The sequence below is a fragment of the Steroidobacteraceae bacterium genome, assembly GCA_041395505.1.
Classification (GTDB): Bacteria; Pseudomonadota; Gammaproteobacteria; order Steroidobacterales; family Steroidobacteraceae; genus JAWLAG01.
Genome location: JAWLAG010000001.1, coordinates 361,660 through 381,383 on the forward strand (window position 1 = coordinate 361,660; position 19,724 = coordinate 381,383).

Here is a 19,724-nt window from a genome sequence, read left to right on the forward strand (position 1 = left end):
GATCCGTCGCTACTGCTCGAGGCTCTTCAACCACTTGCCGGCTGTCGTCGGGCCGGTCGCAACGGTGTCGGTGTGTTCTGCGATGAATTTGCGAATCTCGAGGAAGAATGCCTGGCCTTGCGGCGCGCCGAGTCGGGTCAGTGCCGCGCGAAACTTGCTGCGTTGTTCGTCGGTCCAGTCTTCGGCGGACTGAATGATGACGAAATCCCAACTTGCTCCGTCCTGGTGTACATAGAGCTGTCGCGGCGGCAGTCCGGCCGCTTCGTTGGCTTCGTCGTACAGTGCGATGAGTTTGAGGAACGGCACCTGCTGGCCCGGGGCAATGCGGTAGATTTCAATCTGGGTCGCCGTGTCGTCGCCTGCGCTCGACGCAACGGACGCCGCCATGGCAAGGACGGCCAGGCCCAGCACGCCAAAAGTTCGCATGGTATTCCCTCCGCATCGGCGACAGCCGCTCTGCCGCACTTGTCCGTGTGGGGATGTTTACCAGAGGCCGGCCATGGATGTCATTTCGAGCGGGTCCAAAGTCGTAGTGAGCGGGCCAGTGGTTCTCGCGCACGATTCCGGAAGCGCCTGGGAGGCGCTTGACGCTAGTGTGCACTCCCGAGCTGCAAACAAGGTGCGCCATGCTGACGCTGTACGACTATCCTCCCTCGCAGAATGCCTACAAAGTCCGGTTGCTGCTCCATCATCTGCAGCAACCGTACCGGACCCGGCTCGTCAGCATTTTCGAAGGCGAAGGGCAGTCGGACGAGTTTCTTGCCAGGAATCCGACAGGCGCGGTTCCGGTCCTGGAGCTCGATGATGGTCGCGCACTACCGGAGTCGAACGCCATACTGACCTACCTCGCTGAAGGAACAGCTTACCTGCCGCAGGACCCCTGGGCTCGCGCACAGGTATTTCGCTGGATGTATTTCGAGGAGGACTACATCCAGAATGGCATCGCGACACTCCGCCATTGGGCCATGACCGGAAAGATCGCGCGGCGCAGCCGGGAGCAGGTGGAAATGAAGCAGGCAGCGAGTCGCAAGGCACTGGGTATACTTGATCGCTGGCTCACGAATCGCGAGTTCCTGACCGATGTCGGCTACACGATTGCCGATATTTGCGTATTTGCCTACGTCAGTCGCGCCGATGAGGCAGGCATTGCGCTACGCGAGTACCCGTCCGTTGCGGCGTGGGTCGATCGCGTTCGCGCCCAGCCCAGGTTCCTGCATGAGGTTGCAGGCTATGCGAGCGACCCACATTCTTGCAGGGAGTTGCCCTGAATGAACGCGCCGGGTCGACGCCGCGGGATCGATTGGCCGCGCACGGTGCAGGCGGCTTGTCGGCTCATCGAGCGCGATGCGCCGGGGCTCGAGCGTCTTGCGGCCGAGCTCACGGTCGGACGCGCGGAACTGCAGCGACAATTCACGAAGCGGCTGGGCGTCAGCCCCAAGGCCTACGCACGGACACTGGCACTGCAGCGCCTGGCACGTGATGGCAATCGTGAGCGTACTGCGCTCGACGCTGTTTTCGGCGCGGGCTTCGAATCGAGTTCGAGTGCCTACACGGCGGCCGCCAGTTCATTGGGGCTTACCCCCGGTCGATTGCGCAAGGCCGTTCGTCTTGGCTGGTGGATGGGATTGTCCGACCTCGGTTGGATGCTGCTCGCCGCATCGTCGCGCGGCATCTGCTGGTTGGCCTTTGGTAATGCACCAGGGGCGCTCCTGCAGGATCTGCGAGTGGCGTTTCCGCGTGCGGAGCTCTTCAACGACGAAGCACGTCTCTATGGCTGGTTCGAGCAGGTGCGGGACTTTGTTCTGCTCCCGCACGAATCGCTGGATTTGCCGGTCGATATCCAGGGTACGGCCTTTCAGTCGCGGGTGTGGCGCGCGTTGCGGCAGATACCGCTCGGCGAAACTCGCAGCTACAGCGATGTCGCGCGGCGCATCGGCCGACCCAGCGCCGTGCGCGCGGTGGCGAACGCCTGTGCCAATAATCGCGTCGCGTTATTGATTCCCTGTCATCGCGTCATTGCGGCCGATGGCAGGCGGAGTGGCTATCGCTGGGGAGCGAAGCGCAAGGAGCAACTATTGCGACGGGAAGGTGAGCGTGCGGTCCGATAATTCGCTAGGCGCGGAAGAAGTACGGCAGGGCGATCAGCACGATGCCGATCATGACGATCGCCGTGCCATTGGGGATGAAATACGGAAACACCATCAGGGCAATTCCGCACAACAGCGGCATACGCTTCGATTGGCGCCGGCCGTAAACGAAAAAGCCGATTCCGATCGATCCGAACAGCAGACCCCAGAGCAGTGCCGATTCGGTCATTGCTGCTCAACCACTGCGACCGCCCTGGAGCGCGCCGCGTCGCGCAGCTTCGATCGCAGCAATGTCGATCTTCTTCATCCGCATCATGGCATCGAAGGCGCGCTGCGCAGCGGCACGATCCGGATCGGTAATTGCCTGGACCAACGCGCGCGGCGTGATTTGCCATGAAAGGCCCCATTTGTCCTTGCACCAGCCACAAGCACTTTCCTGACCGCCATTGCCGATGATGGCGTCCCAATAGCGGTCGGTTTCTTCCTGGTCGACGGTCGACACTTGGAACGAAAAAGCTTCGCTATGCTTGAATATCGCGCCGCCATTCAATCCTACGCAAGGGATGCCAAGCACGGTGAATTCCACGGTGATCACATCGTCTTTCTTCCCGGACGGAAAATCCCCTGGTGCGCGATGCACGGCCGTGACGGCGGAATCCGGAAAAGTCTTCGCATAGAATCGCGCCGCATCTTCCGCGTCGCCGTTGTACCAGAGGCAAATTGTGTTCTTGGCTGGTTGCACCATTTCAATGCTCCATGGAAGTGAAAGCCCGGTAACCCATCATGCCCGAGCGGCGTCGTCGTACCGTTCTACGCGCTCGCTTCCACATGACGGGCGAAATTGTCGAGTATCGCCTGCCAACCGGCGCGCTGCTGTTCAACTGAATGCGTCGATTCGCTATCGAAGGTGACCGTTACGCGCACCCCCTTTGCGGTCTCGGCAAACTCCACCCGGGCTGTGCGATCGCCAAACGAATATTCGATCAATTTCGGTTTCACGATACGTGTATAGGTGCCGGCGAAATCAAACCCCATGCTGCCGTCTTTGGCCTCCATCCGGGACGAGAAATCGCCACCGACGCGCAAATCAACGGTCGCGGAAGTTGTATGCCAATCGTCCGAAGCCGTGTTCCATTTCACGATGTCCGCCGGCGATGTATAGGCACGCCAGACTGTGTCGGCAGATGCGGCGACAATTGTTTCAACGGTGATTTCCATGCTTTGGCTCCGGGTTGTTCGGGTCGGTGCGCTCATCCAGCAGGGCGCTGCTTGCGTGGATCTCTATACCCCAAGCGAACGAATTGACCAGGGTGAGGAGTATATTGACAGCATCACCCGGTCGGACAGTCGATACGATTGTCCTGCACCGCGACAATCTGCCACTTCCCGTTTCTTCTGTGCCAGGTATCCGTCCAAACGAGGCAAACCCGCTCGCGCTTGGCGGCGTCCGTCTCGACCGTCATGGACTCGGCGCCATAAATAACGGCCAGGTCGGTACCGAAGAAATGAACATCCGCGTCATCGAGGCGGCAATCGGTCGACCAGTGGGTATTGGGGTCTCGGGGTGGTTCGCCAGTTGGCTTTCGATAGCGTTTGCCCTTGGGCGACGTGCCCTGGAAGTCGTCCGCGAGTAGCTCGGACAGCACCCACGTTCCGCCGCAAGCCTGCTCGGCCCAGCCGCGAGCCCGCTCGATCATCCATTTCGCCGTTTCACTCTGCTCAGCCGTCATCTCGGCAGTGAGCGCCACGCAGGGGAGCGCAGCGAGGAGCGTTACACACAGTTTGGCCGATAGCTTCGTTTTCATGTGGTCTCCGGTCCCTTGGGGCTTTTCTGTGCGACGGCTGTCGTCAATCCAGGCGGTCATAGACGAGGTTGAATGTCGTTTGCCAGGTTGTGCCGCCATCCGTCGATCGCTCGCCCCGGTTGGAAAAACGCCCATCCGCCAACGGCTCAATATGTTGACGTATGACAATAACGACACCGTCTCGTTCAAACTGGCGTTCATAGACGACCCCGCCATTTTGCTCGGAGCCTTCCGCAACCATTGCGTCGGCCTGGTCTCCAAACCAGTTCTGGATCCAGTGACCACTCGCGGGTTCGAAGCGATGTATGCCAAATCCGTCATAAGGCTTGCCGTCTGCGCCGAGGCCGTTCCAGCGTTCGAGGATTACGCATCCGCCGAGATCGCGGCTGATTGTTGCACGTCCTGCATCGGTGCCCGAGGCGACATCAGTTGCGCGCCATTCTCCCAGCCACCCGTCAAGCGCCGAATAGCCGGCGTCACTGCAAGACGGCGACTTCGTGGGGCTCGGGAAAAGATTGACTGCGCCTGGGGTGGATGCCCGCGCCGCCAGTGAGGCCACCGCAACAATCAGGGCGACGGCAGGTCTATGTCGCATGATTCACTTCCATTAGATTCTCTCTTTGGCCACTGCGGTAAGCGCATCCCCGGTGTTAGGCGTTCCTGCCGGCTCGATCAACAGAATCTGCGCTTCTTCCGCTGCGACGGGGCAGTGTTCGACACCTTTGGGAACCACAAAAAGATCACCGGATTCCAAATGAACATCGTGGGTTCTGAGCCTGATCGTCAGTTTGCCTTTCAACACGAGAAAGAAATCGTCCGTGTCCGGGTGCGAATGCCATGTGAACTCGCCCTGCACCTTGACGACCATGACATCGTGCCCATTGAAGCTCGAGACGATTTTCGGCGACCAGTGCTCGGAAAACGTGGCCAGCTTTGACGACAAATTGATCGCGTTCATGACCATGCTCATCCTGACGTGCTCGTATGACTGACCCTGACCGTAGTGCGCTTGCGATTGTGGGTGCCGGTCAGAACTTTGCACTCGGCGCCATCGTGCGGTGCGCCTGTCCTTCTGAGTGTCGTTTCCAATACTTTCTTGCCCCACGCCCCCCGATGTTCTCGTACCGGATGTGCCTGGTTCCAAGATGCTTCGAGACAGTTGCGTGCTCTAGGGCAGTGTAAAGAATCGATGATGGATCTTCTGTCGCGGCTCGTCGCCCGCCACCCAAACGCCCCAAAAGATACCTGTCGTGGGTGTGGCCAGAATCCTGGCGGAATAACCAGCAAGTTCAGGACGCGTCAGCAAGTCAGTCGGATAAGAACCGCCAACCGGCATCTCGACGCTCCGTCCAGGATCGGCCGGGTTCGAACCCGTGCGCCAGATGATGTTCCAGTTGTTGCGCACAGTATGCAGATAAAGCGACGGCAGAATGTCGATCTCAGCCAGCGTGTCTGCATCGCTGACCGTCGCAGGTGAGCTCCAGACAACGCCGTCAGCGGACGTCGCCCAGAGCACGTCGGTGGATATTTCCCTCAGTGTGTCCACGGCATCCGGGATTGCTGCTTCGTACCGCACCCAGGTCATCAGAAATTGCCCGTCGCTGCGCTGGACGACATACGGGAACACATTACCCGTCCCTGGCGCGTTCGGCCCAACGAGGCGTTGCGGCGTGCTCCACCCCGTGCCGCTGTCGACGGTCACATACAGGTTTTGCGTGAAATCGACAAACTGGACATTACCATTGGCGTCACGCGTCGGTGAGCAGAAGAAGATCAACAGACGGTCTGCTTGGCGGTCGGCGACGATCCACGGCATCTGATCAGCAGGTCCTGCTGCGACCGTGTTTTCGGCATCCGCATTCCAGGTGACACCGTCTGCGGATGACTTCGTGAAAATACTGTACTGGGCACCAGTGCAGGAGTTGGTCGGTACGCAGCCGTCGGGCTGAAAAATCGTGCGCATGCCGGCCAGGTGAAACTGGCCCGAAGCATCCTGTGCCAAGCTGGGATAGAAGGAGTACCGGGGAGTGCGGGTAAGCTGGATCGGTGGATTGGTCCAGCTCCGACCGTCGGTTGAGTGCATGAGAAATATTTCTTTGTCGTCGTAGCCGTCCGGCTGCGTGCCGTTGCGATTGGAATACCAGGCCACAAAGAGACTCTCATCTCGCGCGCGCAGTGTCACCGGGTCCTCGTCCTGGCCAGCCGCATTCCCGGGACTCAATACGGAGTCGTTGGTCGCCACGAGATTCTGTAGCGTCGGAGGCGGGGTATTGGTTGCTCGGCGATTGCTGCTTCCGCCGCTGCAGGCGCCAATCAGGCAAGCTGTAATAGACACGACAACGGCTTGCGAAAGCGTTCGACGATATCCAGTGAACGGCATACGTCCTCGGCAATTCGGTTGCGGCCGGATCGGCCGGCTCCGCGCCATTGTGGATGCGCCAGCCGCGCAAAGGCAACTATTTGTGTGGCTTGACAATAGTCCGACGCGACGTCATACAGCGCCCGCGATCACATCTACTCAGATCGTTTGCTTGCCGGAACAAGGCTGGCGGCCCGGATGCCGGCGGCGGCGCACTCGGCGTCGTCCGCTGGCGCTTCTCCGGAAACGCCAACCGAGCCGATGAATTGTCCGTCCTTCGAAAAGACAGGAACCCCGCCCGGCACGGTTACCACGGACGGCGCGTTCGCGAACCCAGGCGTATCTTTCACTGCGGCCTCCATTTGTCTCGTTGAAAAACGCCATGCGGCGACGGCTAGGGCCTTTTGCACCGCGAACTCGGCGATGCCTGACGAATTTCCGTCCATTCGCAGTAGCGCGATCAAGTGGCCACCGGTATCTGCCACGGCGATAGCGTGACTTTGGTTTTTTCCGTTTGCGTGCATCACGCAGCCATCGATGATTTTGGATGCCTCGCCCGCAGTCAGATCGGCGGCGAAGCTGCCCGATGTTGCGAGACAGAGGCTTAGTAATGCCACTACTGATGAAACATGCATGTCGTCTCCCCGGTCAAATGACCAATGCCGTGATTGTTTCGCGATACCATCGTTCATGTGCCTTGAGATCGTGTGCGAAATCGGCGCTGACGAGGAGATCCCGCACGTCGCGCGACCAGTGATGTTCGGCCAGAGCTAATCCTGTCGCGCCTGACAGCGCAAGTTTGACTGCCGCGAACTGTATGCGCTCAAGATCCCCGATTCCGGTCAACGTAACATCGGTCGAAAAGAGTCGGATCAGTCGCTCACGGACGGGCGCGGCGATGTCCTGTTCGAGCAGGACGCATGTGCGTCGCGTGGGCTCATGTTTCATCGGATTGGACGCTCGGTGGCAGGACCCATGATGTACTCCATGTAAAGCGCATCAGCAGGTGGCTGCGCAAAGCCAAACTTTGCATACAAATTCCTGGCCTCGCCATTTGCGACCAGGGTAACGTAGGCGGTTTCAGGCACATTGCGACGAATCCAGTGGTCGAGCACCACCATGATTCGGGTGCCGAGTCCCCTGCCCTGGTAGGTGGGGATGATGGCGATGTCGACGACCATGAATACGCAGCCATTGTCGCCGATCACGCGGCCCATACCGATGACTTCATTGTCATGCTTCAGACTGACGCCATACAGCGTGTTGGCCAGCCCCCGGCGCGCCGCCGTCTCCGTTCTGGGCGTTAGACCCGCGAGCGCGCCGATGCGCAGGTAGTCATCGACATCGGGAAACTGCTCGACAAGTTGTATGGATTCGTCGGCAGAGCGGTTCATTTGTGTTGTCACTCGTTATAGCGCGAGGGACTGATGTGCCGCGCCTGAGCGCGCCAACTCAATTGCATAGTCAAGCGGCAGTCCCGCGCTTCCGAAGATTGTTGGACCTGCACGGCAGTCGATCATAGCCAACGTCGAACCTTCGGCGATCAAAGGTATCCCGGGTGGGAAAAACTTTACGTCGGCAGCGTCCTTGAAATCGGCCATGTTCTGATACCTGAATACATGCCGCGTAACGCCCGAGCCGGGCGGCCACACGCCTACCTGTAGGGATGTGCACTTTATCGCTGATGACCGCTCCAGTGATTTGTTATACGCACCCAGTACTCCGAGAACGACGCCACATTTCTACCCTGGCGTATAATTTGATCCAGAAGTGCGACCCATGACGAATAAACTAGCACGCTGCTGCATGACTTCAGAAGCCACTATTGCCCAGGGCATTGATTGATAGCGAATTGAGGCCGCAGGTGCACGATAATCTGGCAATAATTCACAAGCCCGCACGTTCTTTTCGGCGACCACGCTCGAGGCGATAAACCGCGTGGCGTCGCTGCAGCCGGCATGCCGATCAAATTGCCATCGATGCACAGCGCATACATGCCGACGTTGTCGTGCTGCATGTGTGTTGTGACGGGCATGTCGGCGCGCGGTAGCTACGGAGTCGCAGCCGAGCCCTGCACCGCCAACATGCCACTGCGACCCGCTACGGTACCAGTGACGATGGGGCAGCGGGGAAGCGTGTTGCGATCGAGCGTTTGCGCGTAGTCCGTCAAGCCGCAGACACGCCGGCCTGCAGCCCGCCATTGTCCAATGAGCCGACCGAAGTCCTCGGCGAACGCACCGCCTTCGAGTTCCGCGTGTGCGGTATAAACCTGGGCAGCCTCGCCAGCGGCGCGTGTTTCCGCCAACAAATACTCGGTCGCATTCTGGCCTCGGAGATCGTCGCGCCCGACCAGTTCATCGAGCGTTGGCAGTGTGGTCGGCAGCTGCGGCACATCGATGACTTTGCCATCGACGACGGGCAGGAACGGCCCGGTACCTCGAGCATCGGAAGCGAGCTTGATGCCAAATTCCTGTTCCAGGCCTGGAACAAACCGATTCATCTGCCAGCCCGCCGCGCCGTGCACCGTCGCCGCCCGCCCAAAGACCTCGGCGAACACATCGAGTGCCCGCTGCAGCTCACGTCGCGTCCAGGCCTCGCTCGCGCCGGCGACATAGTCCTGCCAGCGCACGTGATCGTGCACATGCACGCCGACCTCAAAGCCGCGCGCGGCAACCTCACGAAGAATGGCCGCGCAGCGTCGACCAATATGCGGGCCCGGCAACAAGGTGCCATAGAGCAATGTGCGCAGGCCATAGTGTTGTGCCACTGATGTGCGCCGTACTTTGCCGAGGAATCCGGGTCGAAATACGCGCCGTATCGCACGCCCGGTGTGATCACGTCCCAGGCTGAACAGGAACGTCGCGCCTGCACCGCTCGCCTCCAGCAGATCGAGCAGCCGCGGCACGCCCTCGAGCGTGCCGTGGTAAGTGTCAACATCGACCTTGACCGCGACGCATCCCATGCGCTCAGGTCAGCGCAACGGGATGATTCGCGAGCTCCGCGGCCCAGCGCGACAGGTCCAGCGGTCCGCGGCTATCGGCCGCCGCGAGAACTTCAAGCCAATGGCCGTCGCCACAGCGCGCCAGGCAGCGGCCGCCTTCGGCGTGCAATTGCGGCTCGCCCCGCGTGGCAGCGTTTTGCACAACGCGACTGCGATGAATCCACAATCGCTCGCCGCGCAACTCGCAGAACGCGCCTGGGAAGGGCGGCGCCACGGCGCGAATGAGATTGTGGATCTCACGCGCACTGCGTCGCCAGTCGATGCGGCCATCTTCCGGCCGACGGCGACCGAAATAACGTCCCTTCGACAGGTCCTGGCGGCTGCGCGGCGCGGTGCCATCGATCAGTCCCGGCAGCGAGCGCCACAACACGGTTTCGGCCGCCACGGTCACCTTGTGCATGACGATGCGCGCATCATCGTCCTCCAGTATCGGCACGGCCAGTTGATCGACGATATCGCCCGCATCGGCGCGCGCCGCCATGTAGTGCAGGGTCGCGCCCGTGCGGGTCTCGCCGTTCAGCACGGCCCAATTGACGGGCGCCCGGCCGCGATAGTCCGGCAGCAGCGAACCGTGCATATTGAGCGCGCCACGTCGCGCCAGTCCCAGCATGGCATCGCTCAGCAGCGCGCGGTAATAAAAGGAAAAAATGAAATCGGGCGCAATGGCCGCAATCCGTTGCTGAAGCCCGGGGCTGTCGTTCTCACTCTGATAGCTCACCTCGATACCATGCTCGCGCGCCGTATCAGCCGCGCAGGCGAACCAGCGCTCCTCGGCGGGGTCATCGCGATGCGTAACGAGCAGCGCGACATCAACGCCGCCGGAGACCAGCGCCCGCAGGCAGCGGTCCGCGACATCGTGATAACCGAAGACAACCGCCCGCGGACGGCTCATGCGTGCTCGGCGACGTTGCTGGTGGATTGTTCAAGGACTGCGGCGATGATGTAGCGAGGCCGCTGGCGAACCTGCTCGTAGATGCGACCGACATACTCGCCAATCACCCCGAGGCCGAGGAGGACGACGCCGATCAGGAAAAACGCAATTCCAAACAGGGTGAAGACACCGCCGACTTCCGGACCGACCAGCAGTCGCCGTATCGCCAACACGGCGACGAATGCAAGTGAGACACCGGCGATCGCGAAGCCGGCGATGGTGAAGAATTGCAGCGGCAACAACGAAAAGCCGGTCATCAGGTCGAAGTTGAGCCGCAGCAGGCTGTACAGCGAATACTTCGATTGGCCACCCTGGCGCTCAGCGTGGGCGACTTCGATTTCGACCGGACGGCGCGCGAAGGTGTAGGCGAGGGCAGGTATGAAGGTGCTGACCTCGGAGCAATTGTTGAGCGCGTGAATGATGCTCCTGTCGTAGCCGCGCAGCATGCAGCCCTGGTCGGTGATGCGGATCTTCGTGGTGCGATCGCGGATGCGATTGAGCGCTCGCGACGACCATCGCCGCCACCACACATCCTGACGCTGCATGCGCACGCCACCGACGAGGTCGGCACCGCCCTCGAGCGCGGCGACGATCTTGCCGATTTCCTCGGGCGGGTTCTGCAGGTCGGCATCGAGGGTAACGACATGGCGACCACGCGCATGGGCAAACCCCGCCATGATGGCCATATGCTGGCCGGCATTGCTGGCGAGCAGGATGACCCGCGTTTCGGCGGGCCGGCTCGCGAACTGCTCGCGCAGCAAGGCGCCCGAGCGGTCGGCGCTGCCGTCGTCGATGAAAATCACCTCGTAGCGCCGACCCAGTTGATCGAGCGCGGCATAGAGGCGCGCAAAGAGCTGTGGCAGCACTTCCTGCTCGTTGTATACCGGAATGACGACCGACAGCTCGGGCTGCATCAGGCGGAACCCTCGGCCAGCACGCGATCCACCGCGGCGACGACCCGGTCGACATCGCTCGTCGCCATGCCGGGAAACAGCGGCAGCGTTACCGTCGATGCGCCAATACGCTCTGCATTCGGGAACTGCCCGTCTCGATAGCCCATGGCGCGATAGAAGCTGAACAAATGAATGGCAGGATAGTGCACACCAACGCTGATGCCCGCCTCGCGCATGCGCTCGATGAACTGTAACCGGGAGATTCTCAGCGACGTCAGCGGCAGCAGCGGCGCGAAGATATGCCAGCTATGACCCTGATCGCCCCGTTCCGGCAGGCGCAATTGCGTAGGCCCGGACCAGTGCCCGAAATAGCGCGCGACGAGTTCGCGGCGCCGAGCATTGAAGCGCTCGAGCTGTGGTAACTGGCCGAGCCCGACCCGCGCTGCGACATCGGTCAGGTTGGATTTGCCGCCAGGCACCGTCACGTCGAACTGGTCGACGGCGGGTTTGGTCAGGCCATGGAAACGCTGCAATTCGATGCTGGCAAGTTCATCGGCGTTACCACCAACGATCGCCCCGCCCTCGATGGTCGTGATGTTCTTGTTGGGATGGAAACTGAAGCACACCAGATCGCCAAAGCTGCCGATGCGCCGTCCCTGCCAGGCCGAGCCGATGGCATGGGCCGCGTCCTCGATGACGCGCAGGCCGTGTTTCCCGGCGATGGCATAGAGGCGGTCCATGTCGACCGGTAAGCCCGCAAAATGCACCGGCATGATGGCGCGCGTGCGCGGCGTGATGGCGGCCTCGGTTTGCTCGAGATCGATATTGCGGCTGTCGAGGCCGACGTCGACGAACACGGGCCGCGCACCCACACGCGCGATCACATTCGCAGTCGCAGCAAAACTTAGCGCGGGGGTGATGACTTCATCGCCAGGACCGACACCGCAGGCGATCAGCGCAAGCTCGAGCGCGGCGGTGGCCGAAGTCATGCTGCGTACGGGCCTCCCGCCGACATACTCCGAGAGCGCGCGCTCGAATGCGGCGACATTCGGTCCGGTGGTGATCCAACCCGAGCGCAGCACGTCGACGACGCCCTGAATGGTCGCCTCGTCGATGGTCGGCCGCGTGAACGGCAACAGATCACTCATTATTGACGCCCTTCGGATGTGCTGTCGGCGAGCGGCTGGCGGCGCAGGACGATGCTGCGTCGGTCGCTCGCGATGACCTCGCCGGGTAAACCGGCAGCGCGCAATTCTTCGTACATGCCGGGCTCGATGAAAGCGACGGCATCGGTGGCACCCTGCCACTCGCGCGCGAAGTGCTCGGCGGTCGTTGCCTGCCGTTCGTTGCTCGCGTTCAAGCCATACTCCATCTCACCTGTGTAGGCCTGCAAGTCTAGCGTGCGGCCGAGGTAGGGTGGAATGCTCTGCCGGTACTGACCGACACTATATAAATGTGTACGGGGCCCGATCTGGCTGCGCACCTCATCGACCAGGTGCCGCGCCGTGCGCCGCGGTTCCATTGCCGCATAGCCGCCGAACAGCAGTTGCCAGGCGATCATCGAGCTGCCCGCCAATGCAACCACGCGCCACACGGTCTGCGCCGGGTTGCGACCGAGTCTTTGCCACGCCAACCAACCCAGGGCGGCGACGACGACCGCGGCGCCAGCCCACCACCACATCGGATCGGTCAGCGAGCCACTGCGCCGATGCGCATAGACGATGAGCCCCACGGCGACGATCGCGATCAGCACGAAGTAGCTGGCAGCAGCGCGTCGCAGGGCCCGCTCGTCGGCGGCGACCTGCCGTGCGATCAGCACGGCAAGCGCCGGCATGATCGGCATCACATAGGGCGGCAGCTTCGATTGTGACAAGGAGAAAAACAGGAACACGCCCGCACACCAGACCAGGAGCATGCGCGATCCGAGCCGGTGCGCGGCGTTCGAATCGCGCCATGCGCCGCGCAGGGCCGGCACGACGGATGGCAGCCAAAGTACCAGTGCCAGGAACAGCGTCGGCAGGAAATACCACCACGGCTCGTCGCGCTGATGCACCTTGGTCAGGAAGCGCGCGAAATGTTCATGCACAAAGAAGAACTCGGCAAAGCCCGGATGTTCGCGGCTCATCATCCAGAACCAGGGTGCCGCGATGAGGAGCAGAAGCGGCAGACCAAGCGGCACCTGCCAGCGCCGCCATACCGACGCATCGCGCGCCAGGAGCGAATAGGCAACGATCGCGACGCCCGGCAGCACGAGCGCCACCAGCCCCTTGCTGAGCAATGCGAGCGCGATGGCTGCCCAGGTTACCAGCATCCAGTTGCGCGCGGAGGCCGGAGCACCATCACCACGGCGCGACAGCAGAAACGCGAACACCGCTGCGCTCATGAAGAACGCAAAGGCGCTGTCCAGGATGTTGATATGACCGATGATCGTAAAGAACGGATTGGTCGCGAGCACCAGCACGGCTGCGAGCGCTACGGGCTCGCTGGCAAACCATCGGCGACAGAATGCAAAGACCATCCAAAGGCAGGCAAACGCAAGCGCCACGGACCAGAAGCGCGCCGTCCATTCGCTGAAACCGAAGAGCGAATACATGGTGGCGGTTGCCCAGTACTGCAGCGGCGGCTTCTCGAAGTAGAGGAGACCATTGAGACGCGGCGCCAACCAGTCACCGCTCACCCACATTTCGCGGGGAATTTCCGCGTAGCGGCCTTCGTCCGGCTCGAACAGCGGCCGCATGTCGGTGAGGGCGAACCAGCACAGAGCGAGCACCGCCCAGGCGATCCAGGTCAGCGCGGGCCTGGCCGCGGAGGCGGTCATGCCAGAGAACGCGTCCTGACCGAATCCGCGCGTCGCTCGACGTAGTACTCGATGGTCGCCGCAATGGCGGTGTCGAGATCGGTCTTGGGCGACCACCCCAGCGCTTCGCGTGCCGCCTCGATGGCCGGTACGCGCGTCTGGATATCCTGGTAGTACTTGCCGAAGTATTGTTGTGAGGAAACAGACTCTATCTGTACCTGCTTGGCACGTTCGCGCAAATCAGGAAAGCGCGCGGCGACGGCGAGGATGCGTTCGGCGAGTTCGCGGATCGATACGTTGTTTGCCGGATTGCCGATGTTGAAGATGCGTTGCGATGCGCGTTTGTCCTTATTTTCGATGATGCGCAGCAGGCAGTCCATGGCGTCTTCGATGTAGGTGAACGAACGCTGTTGCGCGCCGCCGTCGACCAGCTTGATAGGCCGCGCGTACAGGACACTCGACAGGAACTGGGTGAAGACCCGCGAGCTGCCTTCCTTGGGTTCGTCGATGTTGTCGAGGTTCGGGCCGATGAAATTGAATGGCCGGAACAGCGTGTAGTCGAGTTGGTGGTGGACGCCATAGGCATAGATGACGCGATCGAGCAATTGCTTGGACGCCGCATAGATCCAGCGCTGCTTGTTCACCGGACCGTAGGCCAGCATGCTGGTTTCTTCATCGAGCACCGAGTCGGGACACAGGCCATAGATTTCGGAGGTGGAGGGAAACAGCAGGCGCTTCTTGTAGCGAACGCAATGGCGCACGATTTGAAGATTCGCCTCGAAATCCAGTTCGAACACCCGCAGTGGATCGACGACGTATTGCGCGGGGTTTGCAATAGCAACAAGCGGTATGACCACGTCGCATTTGCGCACGTGGTACTCGACCCACTCCTTGTTGATGGTGATATCGCCTTCGACGAAATGAAAGCGCGGATGGCCATTTGACTCGACCAGTTTGTGATCCGACAGGTCGATGCCGAAGACCTCCCAATCGCGTTCCCGCAAAATGGCGCTGGTGAGGGCGCTGCCGATGAAGCCGTTGGCGCCCAGGATCATGACTTTGAGTGACATAGATTTAATGCTCTTTTGCGAGTTTACTTTTGGACGGGTTCTTTTGAAACATTCGTCGCAGCGCGGCGCAATTAGTTACCGCAATCCGACCTGATCTGCTAGCGCGAGCGATCGCGATAATCGCGCACCATCTCGAGCGCGGAGCGGGTCGGGGCCGGTGCCGTATCCGCCACCTCCTGCAGCGGTTTGACACGTTCGCCCCAGCGCAACAGGTGGGCGCAGAACGTCAGGCCCGCACCGAATGCTGGCGTCAGCAACAGGCTGCCTGGCGCGACGCGACCTTCTTCGAGGGCTTCGCACAATGCGACAGGGACGGTGGCCGAGGACATGTTGCCGTAGCGCGCTATATTGACGTATACGCGCTCCATCGGCATGCCCGCGCGTTTGGCAACGGCTTCGATGATGCGCAAATTGGCCTGGTGCGGAACGACGAGCTGAATGCCCTCGCGCGACGTGCCAGTGCGTGTCAGCACGTCGTCGCAGGCACCGGCCATGCCGTGCACCGCCTTTTTGAAAATCTCCTGGCCTTCGAACACCCACTGCGTGATGCCGTAGCGACGTTTCTTGTCGGCATAGGCGCCCCCCATGCCATGCACGCGCAGTATCTCGCGTGATTCGCCAAAGCAACCGAGTTTTTCCGCCAGCAGGCCTTGCTCGTCATCGCAGGCCTCGAGCACTACTGCCGCGGCGCCATCACCGAAGAGCACTGCGACGCCGCGATCCGTCCAGTCCATGAAGGGCGAGATCAGTTCGGCGCCGATGACGAGCGCGTTGCGCACGACGCCCGTTCGAATCATCGCCGTTGCGGTGGACAGGCTGTAGAGAAAGCTCGTGCAGGCGGTGTTGACGTCCATGGCAGCGCAACCTTCGGCGCCAATGGCGGCCTGCAGACCGGACGCCATGTTGGGCACCTGGTCGTCATAGCTGCAGCTGCCGAAAACGATCAGTTCGATCTGTCGTCCCTCGAGCCCCGCGCAGGCCAGCGCATGGCGTGTTGCCTGCAACGCCATCTGACCCAGTGACAAATGGGAAATGCGTCGTTCACGTATGCCGGTGCGCGAAGTGATCCACTCGTCCGTGGTATCGAACAACGTGGACAGATCCTGGTTGCTCAAGCGGGCGGGGGGCATGTACTTGCCCCAGCCGGTAATCGCGGCATGCGTCATCGCGCTACCTTAGGCCAGATCGGTCAGAACCTGCAACGCAGCTGTTTCGGCGGACTCGAGCGCGCCTTCCATGCCGCGGCTCGCGAGCGCGGTATGCTCGCCGCAGAAATATAGCCGCCCGTGCGGTTTCGCCAGATCGTGCGCAAAGGCCCTGACCTGACCCGGCCCGAAGATTGCCCAGTCGCCCGCGGAGAAAGGATCCTGCGCCCAGGATTGGACAGCGGCGACCCGAAGCCTGCCCTTCGCGGCAGGACGCAGGGTTTCGAGCTCCGCGATCACGCGTTGCGATGCCCCTTCCGTGCCGAGGCGATCGAGCGCCAGAGCGTTCAAGCCGCGTGCCCATACCGTGAGGCTCGTGACTTCATCGTCGCGCTTGCCGAAGCGCTGCGCAAGCACCATGCCAGCCGGGCCGTCGGTCCACATCGATGGCGCAAGGCCGTCGTCCTCCCAGAACGGCCGGCGAGCGACAACGTGAAACTGCGTGACGGGTATGTAGCCCAGTGTCTGGATGGCTTCAAGTTTCGCCGCATCCGGCAGCGGATCGATCGCCACATGCCGCAAGGTCGAGAAGGGCAGCGAAGCGACCACTGCGCGTGCACGATATTGGCGGCCGTCGCGGCATTTTACTCGCGTTGTCTTATCGCCAACATCGATCGCAACGACTTCCTCACCAAGCATCAGGTCGCCGCGAAGCGCGCGCGCCATGGCCATCGGCAGGTTTTGATTGCCGCCCTTGATCGCCCCGATGAGCGGCGTGCCCCTGCCGGCGACATCGCGATTCACGTTCTGCCAATAGTCCGCGAAGACCTGCATCAGCAGCGACACGTCGTGCGAGGTCGTGCCGTAGGCGATGTTGGTGTCGTAGCCGAGACGGATCATGGCGTCGTTGGCGCCGATACGGCGCAGGAAGCTGTGCATGGAGATGTCGAATTCGCCGTACTGCGGGTCCGCCCAGCGTTGCAGGTCCTCGAAGGGCCGGTGTGCACCGAGCATGGCCGATGCCCACAGCCAGGGCGGCACCGCGCGCTGCTCGCCCGTGAAGGGATTGGACGGATGATCAGCCCATTGCGCAAGCGGGATATGTTCGCGTGCCAGGAATAACTCGCGCTGCCCGAGTTTGCCCATGACGCGCGGCGCCAGGTTCACGAGTTCGAGTCCATGCCGTGCCGCGGCAGAGATGAAGCGGCCATAGGCATTTGCGCAGCTGTTGCCGCCGGCTTCCGGGTGGCCGGGCAGGTCGAACAAGGTATAGACGCGCCCGCCAACACGCTGCCGGGCCTCGAGGATGAGCACATTCAAGCCTTGTTCTTCGAGCAGCAAAGCGGTCTGAAGACCCGCGAGGCCTGCGCCGATCACGATGACGTCGGTTTCGGGCTGCGCCCGTGTGTGCGCGAACCTCGATGCCATGGTTGCGAGCACCGTGCCCGCGCCCTGGGTGATGAAACGGCGACGGTCCATGGTGCTCTACAGCCGACTCGCCGGCAGCTCGCACAGCAAGAGGCGATGGTCGCTCGGCGATCCAATCAGCAGTCGACTGCCGTAGCGTGCGCCGATGGCGGCGGCGGCGATCTGTGTGCCGTCGTCGAGGTAGACCTCGCTCACACGGCTGGCATCGCCCGGCTCGAGCTGCGGGCGCAGGCGCAGGATTTGAGTCGGTGCGGGTCGCGTTGCATCGCCCATGCGTCGCAACTGCGCCAGGCCCTTCGGTTGCGCGGCGATCCATACCGAACCGTCGGTTGCCACGCTGAGCGCGGCCGGCATGCTCTCGAGCGCGACGCGCTCGCGCAGATTCAGATCGCCACTGCCCGCGGCACGATCGTAGATCGACAGGCGTTTGCCCAGCGCCTCGGCAACATACACGGTGCTGCCGTCGGCGCTCGCCGCGATGCCTGCAGCCGATTTTGCATCGTCCGCCACGATGCGGGTCCGTCCGGCACGATACTGGACGATGGTCGAGCGTCCGCGCCGCAACAACCACTCGGCGATACGCGCCGCCTGGGTCTGTGCGCTACTGCCATTGGCAACATAGAACTCCTCGGCACCGACGGCGACGACTGCCGCTGGGTTCTCGATCAGCGGATCGCGAATGGTTTCAACGTGCTGGAATGCACCGGTTTCGCTTTGCTCGAAAACCTCCACCGCGGCGGCGCCATCGACGGGTTCGTTGACCACGAACAGTCGCCGCGATCCATCGGCCACCGTGTAGAGGCTCATGCCGCGCGGTCGAAGGCCGGGATATTCCGTGGCGAGGGCGGGACGGGGCCGTGGTTCGACCGCCGTCAGATCGAACAGCATGACACTGCCGCTTGAGCCATTGTCTGCGCCCGCGGCATCGATCCATGACAGGTAGGCAAGGCCGCGGCTGCGGTCGATGCGGATATCGGCGACGCCGGCCGCCGTTGCCATATTGCGGCAGCTGCCCGCGAAATGCGGTTCGAGCCGGGCGAATGTGCCGCCAAAACTCAGGACTTCGAAAAGCGAAATTGCGATCATCAGTGCGATGATGCCGCCGACCAGCGCGAGCCACCGGCCCCAGGGTCTTGGCTGTGTGTCTGTGATCGCTGGGGGCTGCTGCGCCATGCCCGTATTATGACCTTTTCGCGCCATACGACTCATGAACTGGCGCCTCTGACCACAGACGTATAGCATGGCCTCCATGAGCGGCCAGGTGCCGATATCCGGCAGATCAGCCCATCTCTATTCCATCAAGGCCGTCTCGCTCGCCACGGGCCTGACCGTCGAGACCCTGCGTGCGTGGGAGCGACGCTACGGGATCGTGCGGCCGCTGCGCGACGATGCAGGCAGGCGCAGCTACAGTGCCAAGGATGTCGCGAGGCTGCGCTTGTTGCGCAGCGCGACCGATCTCGGCCACCCGATCAGCCGTCTGGCGAGCCTGGGCGAGGAGGCCCTCGCCAAACTCGTTGCCGATGCCGGCGGCCGCGTTCGCGCGGCGCCCCGCGGCCAGGCCTATGTCGAACGCGCGCTCGATGCGGCGCAACACTCGGACCCAGCCGGTATCGAGGAAGTGCTCACGACCGCGATGGCGGTTCTGGCGCCGAGCGAAGTCGTGTTCACGGTCGTCTCGCCCCTGGCGCGCGAGATCGGCGAGCGATGGCATCGTGGCGAGATGAGCATCGCCCAGGAGCATATGGCAACGGAAATCACCCGGCGGCTTCTGCTCGGTGTCTCGCGCGCGTATGTCGCTGATGAATCCGCACCGGCGCTTGTTCTTGCCACGCTCTCCGGCGAGCGGCACGAACTGGGACTCATGATGTGTGCCTGGCTCGCCGCGATGCGGCGGCTGCGCGTGCATTATCTTGGCATCGACTGTCCGCCCGTGGAAATTGCCCATTTCGCGAACGAAGTCGAAGCCGACGCCATTCTGATCAGCTGCATCTGCGATGGCGACGGCGAGTTGCCCGTACTCGTAGCGGAGCTTGCGCAGGCGGTACACGGCAAGCGCGAAATCTGGTTGGGCGGTCGCGCGGCGGGCCGCCTGCGCGATGTGCAGATTCCTGAGGGGAGCGTGCTGCTGCCGAACGGCAGCGATCTGGAGCAGCGACTCGATCTCATCGCGCAGCGCTGACTCGCGCGCGTCAAACCACGTCCTTGCAC

At 62.1% G+C, this 19,724-nt stretch carries 23 protein-coding genes; 3 read left to right on the forward strand and 20 right to left on the reverse strand.

The features are described 5' to 3' along the window. Positions 1-9: 9 nt before the first annotated feature. A complete protein-coding gene (locus R3E77_01640; protein MEZ5498111.1) occupies positions 10-426 on the reverse strand; it encodes a hypothetical protein in 417 nt (138 codons plus the stop codon). Positions 427-626: 200 nt separating this feature from the next. Here R3E77_01640 and R3E77_01645 point away from each other — a divergent pair, with 200 nt between their 5' ends. Next, positions 627-1,268 carry a glutathione S-transferase family protein gene (locus tag R3E77_01645; GenBank protein ID MEZ5498112.1) on the forward strand — a complete coding sequence of 214 codons (642 nt, stop codon included), beginning with the start codon at positions 627-629 and terminating at the stop codon, positions 1,266-1,268. Beyond that, positions 1,269-2,108 carry a methylated-DNA--[protein]-cysteine S-methyltransferase gene (locus tag R3E77_01650; protein MEZ5498113.1) on the forward strand — a complete coding sequence of 280 codons (840 nt, stop codon included), beginning with the start codon at positions 1,269-1,271 and terminating at the stop codon, positions 2,106-2,108. A 4-nt stretch (positions 2,109-2,112) separates the two neighbouring features. Here R3E77_01650 and R3E77_01655 read toward each other — a convergent pair whose 3' ends face one another. From R3E77_01655 to R3E77_01745, 19 genes are all read right to left on the reverse strand, one after another. Further along, entirely contained in the window at positions 2,113-2,316 is a 204-nt protein-coding gene (locus R3E77_01655; GenBank protein MEZ5498114.1) for a hypothetical protein, read from the reverse strand. A 6-nt stretch (positions 2,317-2,322) separates the two neighbouring features. Continuing rightward, entirely contained in the window at positions 2,323-2,832 is a 510-nt protein-coding gene (locus R3E77_01660; protein MEZ5498115.1) for a VOC family protein, read from the reverse strand. A 65-nt stretch (positions 2,833-2,897) separates the two neighbouring features. Continuing rightward, the gene (locus tag R3E77_01665; protein ID MEZ5498116.1) at positions 2,898-3,305 is read right to left on the reverse strand and encodes an SRPBCC family protein; all 408 of its coding nucleotides are present in this window, start codon (positions 3,303-3,305) and stop codon (positions 2,898-2,900) included. A 113-nt stretch (positions 3,306-3,418) separates the two neighbouring features. After that, positions 3,419-3,892: a nuclear transport factor 2 family protein gene (locus tag R3E77_01670; protein ID MEZ5498117.1), complete on the reverse strand. Its 474-nt coding sequence runs from the start codon at positions 3,890-3,892 to the stop codon at positions 3,419-3,421. Between the two features lie 43 nt (positions 3,893-3,935). Continuing rightward, complete coding sequence (locus R3E77_01675) at positions 3,936-4,487, reverse strand: hypothetical protein (protein ID MEZ5498118.1); 552 nt, start codon at positions 4,485-4,487, stop codon at positions 3,936-3,938. A gap of 12 nt (positions 4,488-4,499) precedes the next feature. After that, positions 4,500-4,850, reverse strand: a complete 351-nt coding sequence (locus tag R3E77_01680) for a cupin domain-containing protein (protein MEZ5498119.1) — start codon at positions 4,848-4,850, stop codon at positions 4,500-4,502. A gap of 210 nt (positions 4,851-5,060) precedes the next feature. Then, positions 5,061-6,134 carry a sialidase family protein gene (locus R3E77_01685; protein ID MEZ5498120.1) on the reverse strand — a complete coding sequence of 358 codons (1,074 nt, stop codon included), beginning with the start codon at positions 6,132-6,134 and terminating at the stop codon, positions 5,061-5,063. Positions 6,135-6,406: 272 nt separating this feature from the next. Next, positions 6,407-6,943, reverse strand: a complete 537-nt coding sequence (locus R3E77_01690; protein ID MEZ5498121.1) for a heme-binding protein — start codon at positions 6,941-6,943, stop codon at positions 6,407-6,409. Then, positions 6,900-7,199 carry a hypothetical protein gene (locus R3E77_01695; GenBank protein ID MEZ5498122.1) on the reverse strand — a complete coding sequence of 100 codons (300 nt, stop codon included), beginning with the start codon at positions 7,197-7,199 and terminating at the stop codon, positions 6,900-6,902. The genes R3E77_01690 and R3E77_01695 overlap by 44 nt, the downstream gene beginning before the upstream one ends. Beyond that, positions 7,196-7,645, reverse strand: coding sequence for a GNAT family N-acetyltransferase (locus R3E77_01700; protein ID MEZ5498123.1), 450 nt, complete (start codon positions 7,643-7,645; stop codon positions 7,196-7,198). Before R3E77_01700 ends, R3E77_01695 begins: the two co-directional genes overlap by 4 nt. 656 nt (positions 7,646-8,301) lie before the next feature. Continuing rightward, on the reverse strand, positions 8,302-9,213 hold the full coding sequence (locus R3E77_01705; protein ID MEZ5498124.1) for a polysaccharide deacetylase family protein: 912 nt from the start codon (positions 9,211-9,213) through the stop codon (positions 8,302-8,304). Between the two features lie 4 nt (positions 9,214-9,217). Further along, the gene (locus R3E77_01710) at positions 9,218-10,144 is read right to left on the reverse strand and encodes a formyltransferase (protein MEZ5498125.1); all 927 of its coding nucleotides are present in this window, start codon (positions 10,142-10,144) and stop codon (positions 9,218-9,220) included. Beyond that, positions 10,141-11,097: a glycosyltransferase gene (locus R3E77_01715; protein MEZ5498126.1), complete on the reverse strand. Its 957-nt coding sequence runs from the start codon at positions 11,095-11,097 to the stop codon at positions 10,141-10,143. Before R3E77_01715 ends, R3E77_01710 begins: the two co-directional genes overlap by 4 nt. Next, entirely contained in the window at positions 11,097-12,224 is a 1,128-nt protein-coding gene (locus tag R3E77_01720) for a DegT/DnrJ/EryC1/StrS aminotransferase family protein (protein MEZ5498127.1), read from the reverse strand. Before R3E77_01720 ends, R3E77_01715 begins: the two co-directional genes overlap by 1 nt. Then, positions 12,224-13,894, reverse strand: coding sequence for a glycosyltransferase family 39 protein (locus R3E77_01725; protein ID MEZ5498128.1), 1,671 nt, complete (start codon positions 13,892-13,894; stop codon positions 12,224-12,226). The genes R3E77_01720 and R3E77_01725 overlap by 1 nt, the downstream gene beginning before the upstream one ends. Further along, positions 13,891-14,943, reverse strand: coding sequence for a bifunctional UDP-4-keto-pentose/UDP-xylose synthase (locus R3E77_01730; protein ID MEZ5498129.1), 1,053 nt, complete (start codon positions 14,941-14,943; stop codon positions 13,891-13,893). Before R3E77_01730 ends, R3E77_01725 begins: the two co-directional genes overlap by 4 nt. Positions 14,944-15,041: 98 nt before the next feature. Further along, positions 15,042-16,109, reverse strand: a complete 1,068-nt coding sequence (locus R3E77_01735) for a ketoacyl-ACP synthase III (GenBank protein MEZ5498130.1) — start codon at positions 16,107-16,109, stop codon at positions 15,042-15,044. 9 nt (positions 16,110-16,118) lie between these two features. Next, a complete protein-coding gene (locus R3E77_01740) occupies positions 16,119-17,567 on the reverse strand; it encodes an FAD-dependent oxidoreductase (protein MEZ5498131.1) in 1,449 nt (482 codons plus the stop codon). Positions 17,568-17,573: 6 nt separating this feature from the next. After that, positions 17,574-18,689 (reverse strand): hypothetical protein, encoded by a 1,116-nt coding sequence (locus R3E77_01745; GenBank protein MEZ5498132.1) that lies wholly within the window; start codon positions 18,687-18,689, stop codon positions 17,574-17,576. A 76-nt stretch (positions 18,690-18,765) separates the two neighbouring features. Between R3E77_01745 and R3E77_01750 the strand changes: the two genes are divergently transcribed. Further along, complete coding sequence (locus tag R3E77_01750) at positions 18,766-19,695, forward strand: MerR family transcriptional regulator (GenBank protein MEZ5498133.1); 930 nt, start codon at positions 18,766-18,768, stop codon at positions 19,693-19,695. The last annotated feature ends 29 nt before the right edge of the window (positions 19,696-19,724 follow it).

Excerpts from the sequence above, each read along its gene's own strand:
- R3E77_01640 (MEZ5498111.1), bottom strand. The coding sequence starts at position 426 with ATGCGAACTTTTGGCGTGCTGGGCCTGGCCGTCCTTGCCATGGCGGCG.
- R3E77_01645 (MEZ5498112.1), top strand. The coding sequence starts at position 627 with ATGCTGACGCTGTACGACTATCCTCCCTCGCAGAATGCCTACAAAGTC.
- R3E77_01650 (MEZ5498113.1), top strand. The coding sequence starts at position 1,269 with ATGAACGCGCCGGGTCGACGCCGCGGGATCGATTGGCCGCGCACGGTG.
- R3E77_01655 (MEZ5498114.1), bottom strand. The coding sequence starts at position 2,316 with ATGACCGAATCGGCACTGCTCTGGGGTCTGCTGTTCGGATCGATCGGA.
- R3E77_01660 (MEZ5498115.1), bottom strand. The coding sequence starts at position 2,832 with ATGGTGCAACCAGCCAAGAACACAATTTGCCTCTGGTACAACGGCGAC.
- R3E77_01665 (MEZ5498116.1), bottom strand. The coding sequence starts at position 3,305 with ATGGAAATCACCGTTGAAACAATTGTCGCCGCATCTGCCGACACAGTC.
- R3E77_01670 (MEZ5498117.1), bottom strand. The coding sequence starts at position 3,892 with ATGAAAACGAAGCTATCGGCCAAACTGTGTGTAACGCTCCTCGCTGCG.
- R3E77_01675 (MEZ5498118.1), bottom strand. The coding sequence starts at position 4,487 with ATGCGACATAGACCTGCCGTCGCCCTGATTGTTGCGGTGGCCTCACTG.
- R3E77_01680 (MEZ5498119.1), bottom strand. The coding sequence starts at position 4,850 with ATGAACGCGATCAATTTGTCGTCAAAGCTGGCCACGTTTTCCGAGCAC.
- R3E77_01690 (MEZ5498121.1), bottom strand. The coding sequence starts at position 6,943 with ATGAACGATGGTATCGCGAAACAATCACGGCATTGGTCATTTGACCGG.
- R3E77_01695 (MEZ5498122.1), bottom strand. The coding sequence starts at position 7,199 with ATGAAACATGAGCCCACGCGACGCACATGCGTCCTGCTCGAACAGGAC.
- R3E77_01700 (MEZ5498123.1), bottom strand. The coding sequence starts at position 7,645 with ATGAACCGCTCTGCCGACGAATCCATACAACTTGTCGAGCAGTTTCCC.
- R3E77_01705 (MEZ5498124.1), bottom strand. The coding sequence starts at position 9,213 with ATGGGATGCGTCGCGGTCAAGGTCGATGTTGACACTTACCACGGCACG.
- R3E77_01710 (MEZ5498125.1), bottom strand. The coding sequence starts at position 10,144 with ATGAGCCGTCCGCGGGCGGTTGTCTTCGGTTATCACGATGTCGCGGAC.
- R3E77_01715 (MEZ5498126.1), bottom strand. The coding sequence starts at position 11,097 with ATGCAGCCCGAGCTGTCGGTCGTCATTCCGGTATACAACGAGCAGGAA.
- R3E77_01720 (MEZ5498127.1), bottom strand. The coding sequence starts at position 12,224 with ATGAGTGATCTGTTGCCGTTCACGCGGCCGACCATCGACGAGGCGACC.
- R3E77_01725 (MEZ5498128.1), bottom strand. The coding sequence starts at position 13,894 with ATGACCGCCTCCGCGGCCAGGCCCGCGCTGACCTGGATCGCCTGGGCG.
- R3E77_01730 (MEZ5498129.1), bottom strand. The coding sequence starts at position 14,943 with ATGTCACTCAAAGTCATGATCCTGGGCGCCAACGGCTTCATCGGCAGC.
- R3E77_01735 (MEZ5498130.1), bottom strand. The coding sequence starts at position 16,109 with ATGACGCATGCCGCGATTACCGGCTGGGGCAAGTACATGCCCCCCGCC.
- R3E77_01740 (MEZ5498131.1), bottom strand. The coding sequence starts at position 17,567 with ATGGACCGTCGCCGTTTCATCACCCAGGGCGCGGGCACGGTGCTCGCA.
- R3E77_01745 (MEZ5498132.1), bottom strand. The coding sequence starts at position 18,689 with ATGGCGCAGCAGCCCCCAGCGATCACAGACACACAGCCAAGACCCTGG.
- R3E77_01750 (MEZ5498133.1), top strand. The coding sequence starts at position 18,766 with ATGAGCGGCCAGGTGCCGATATCCGGCAGATCAGCCCATCTCTATTCC.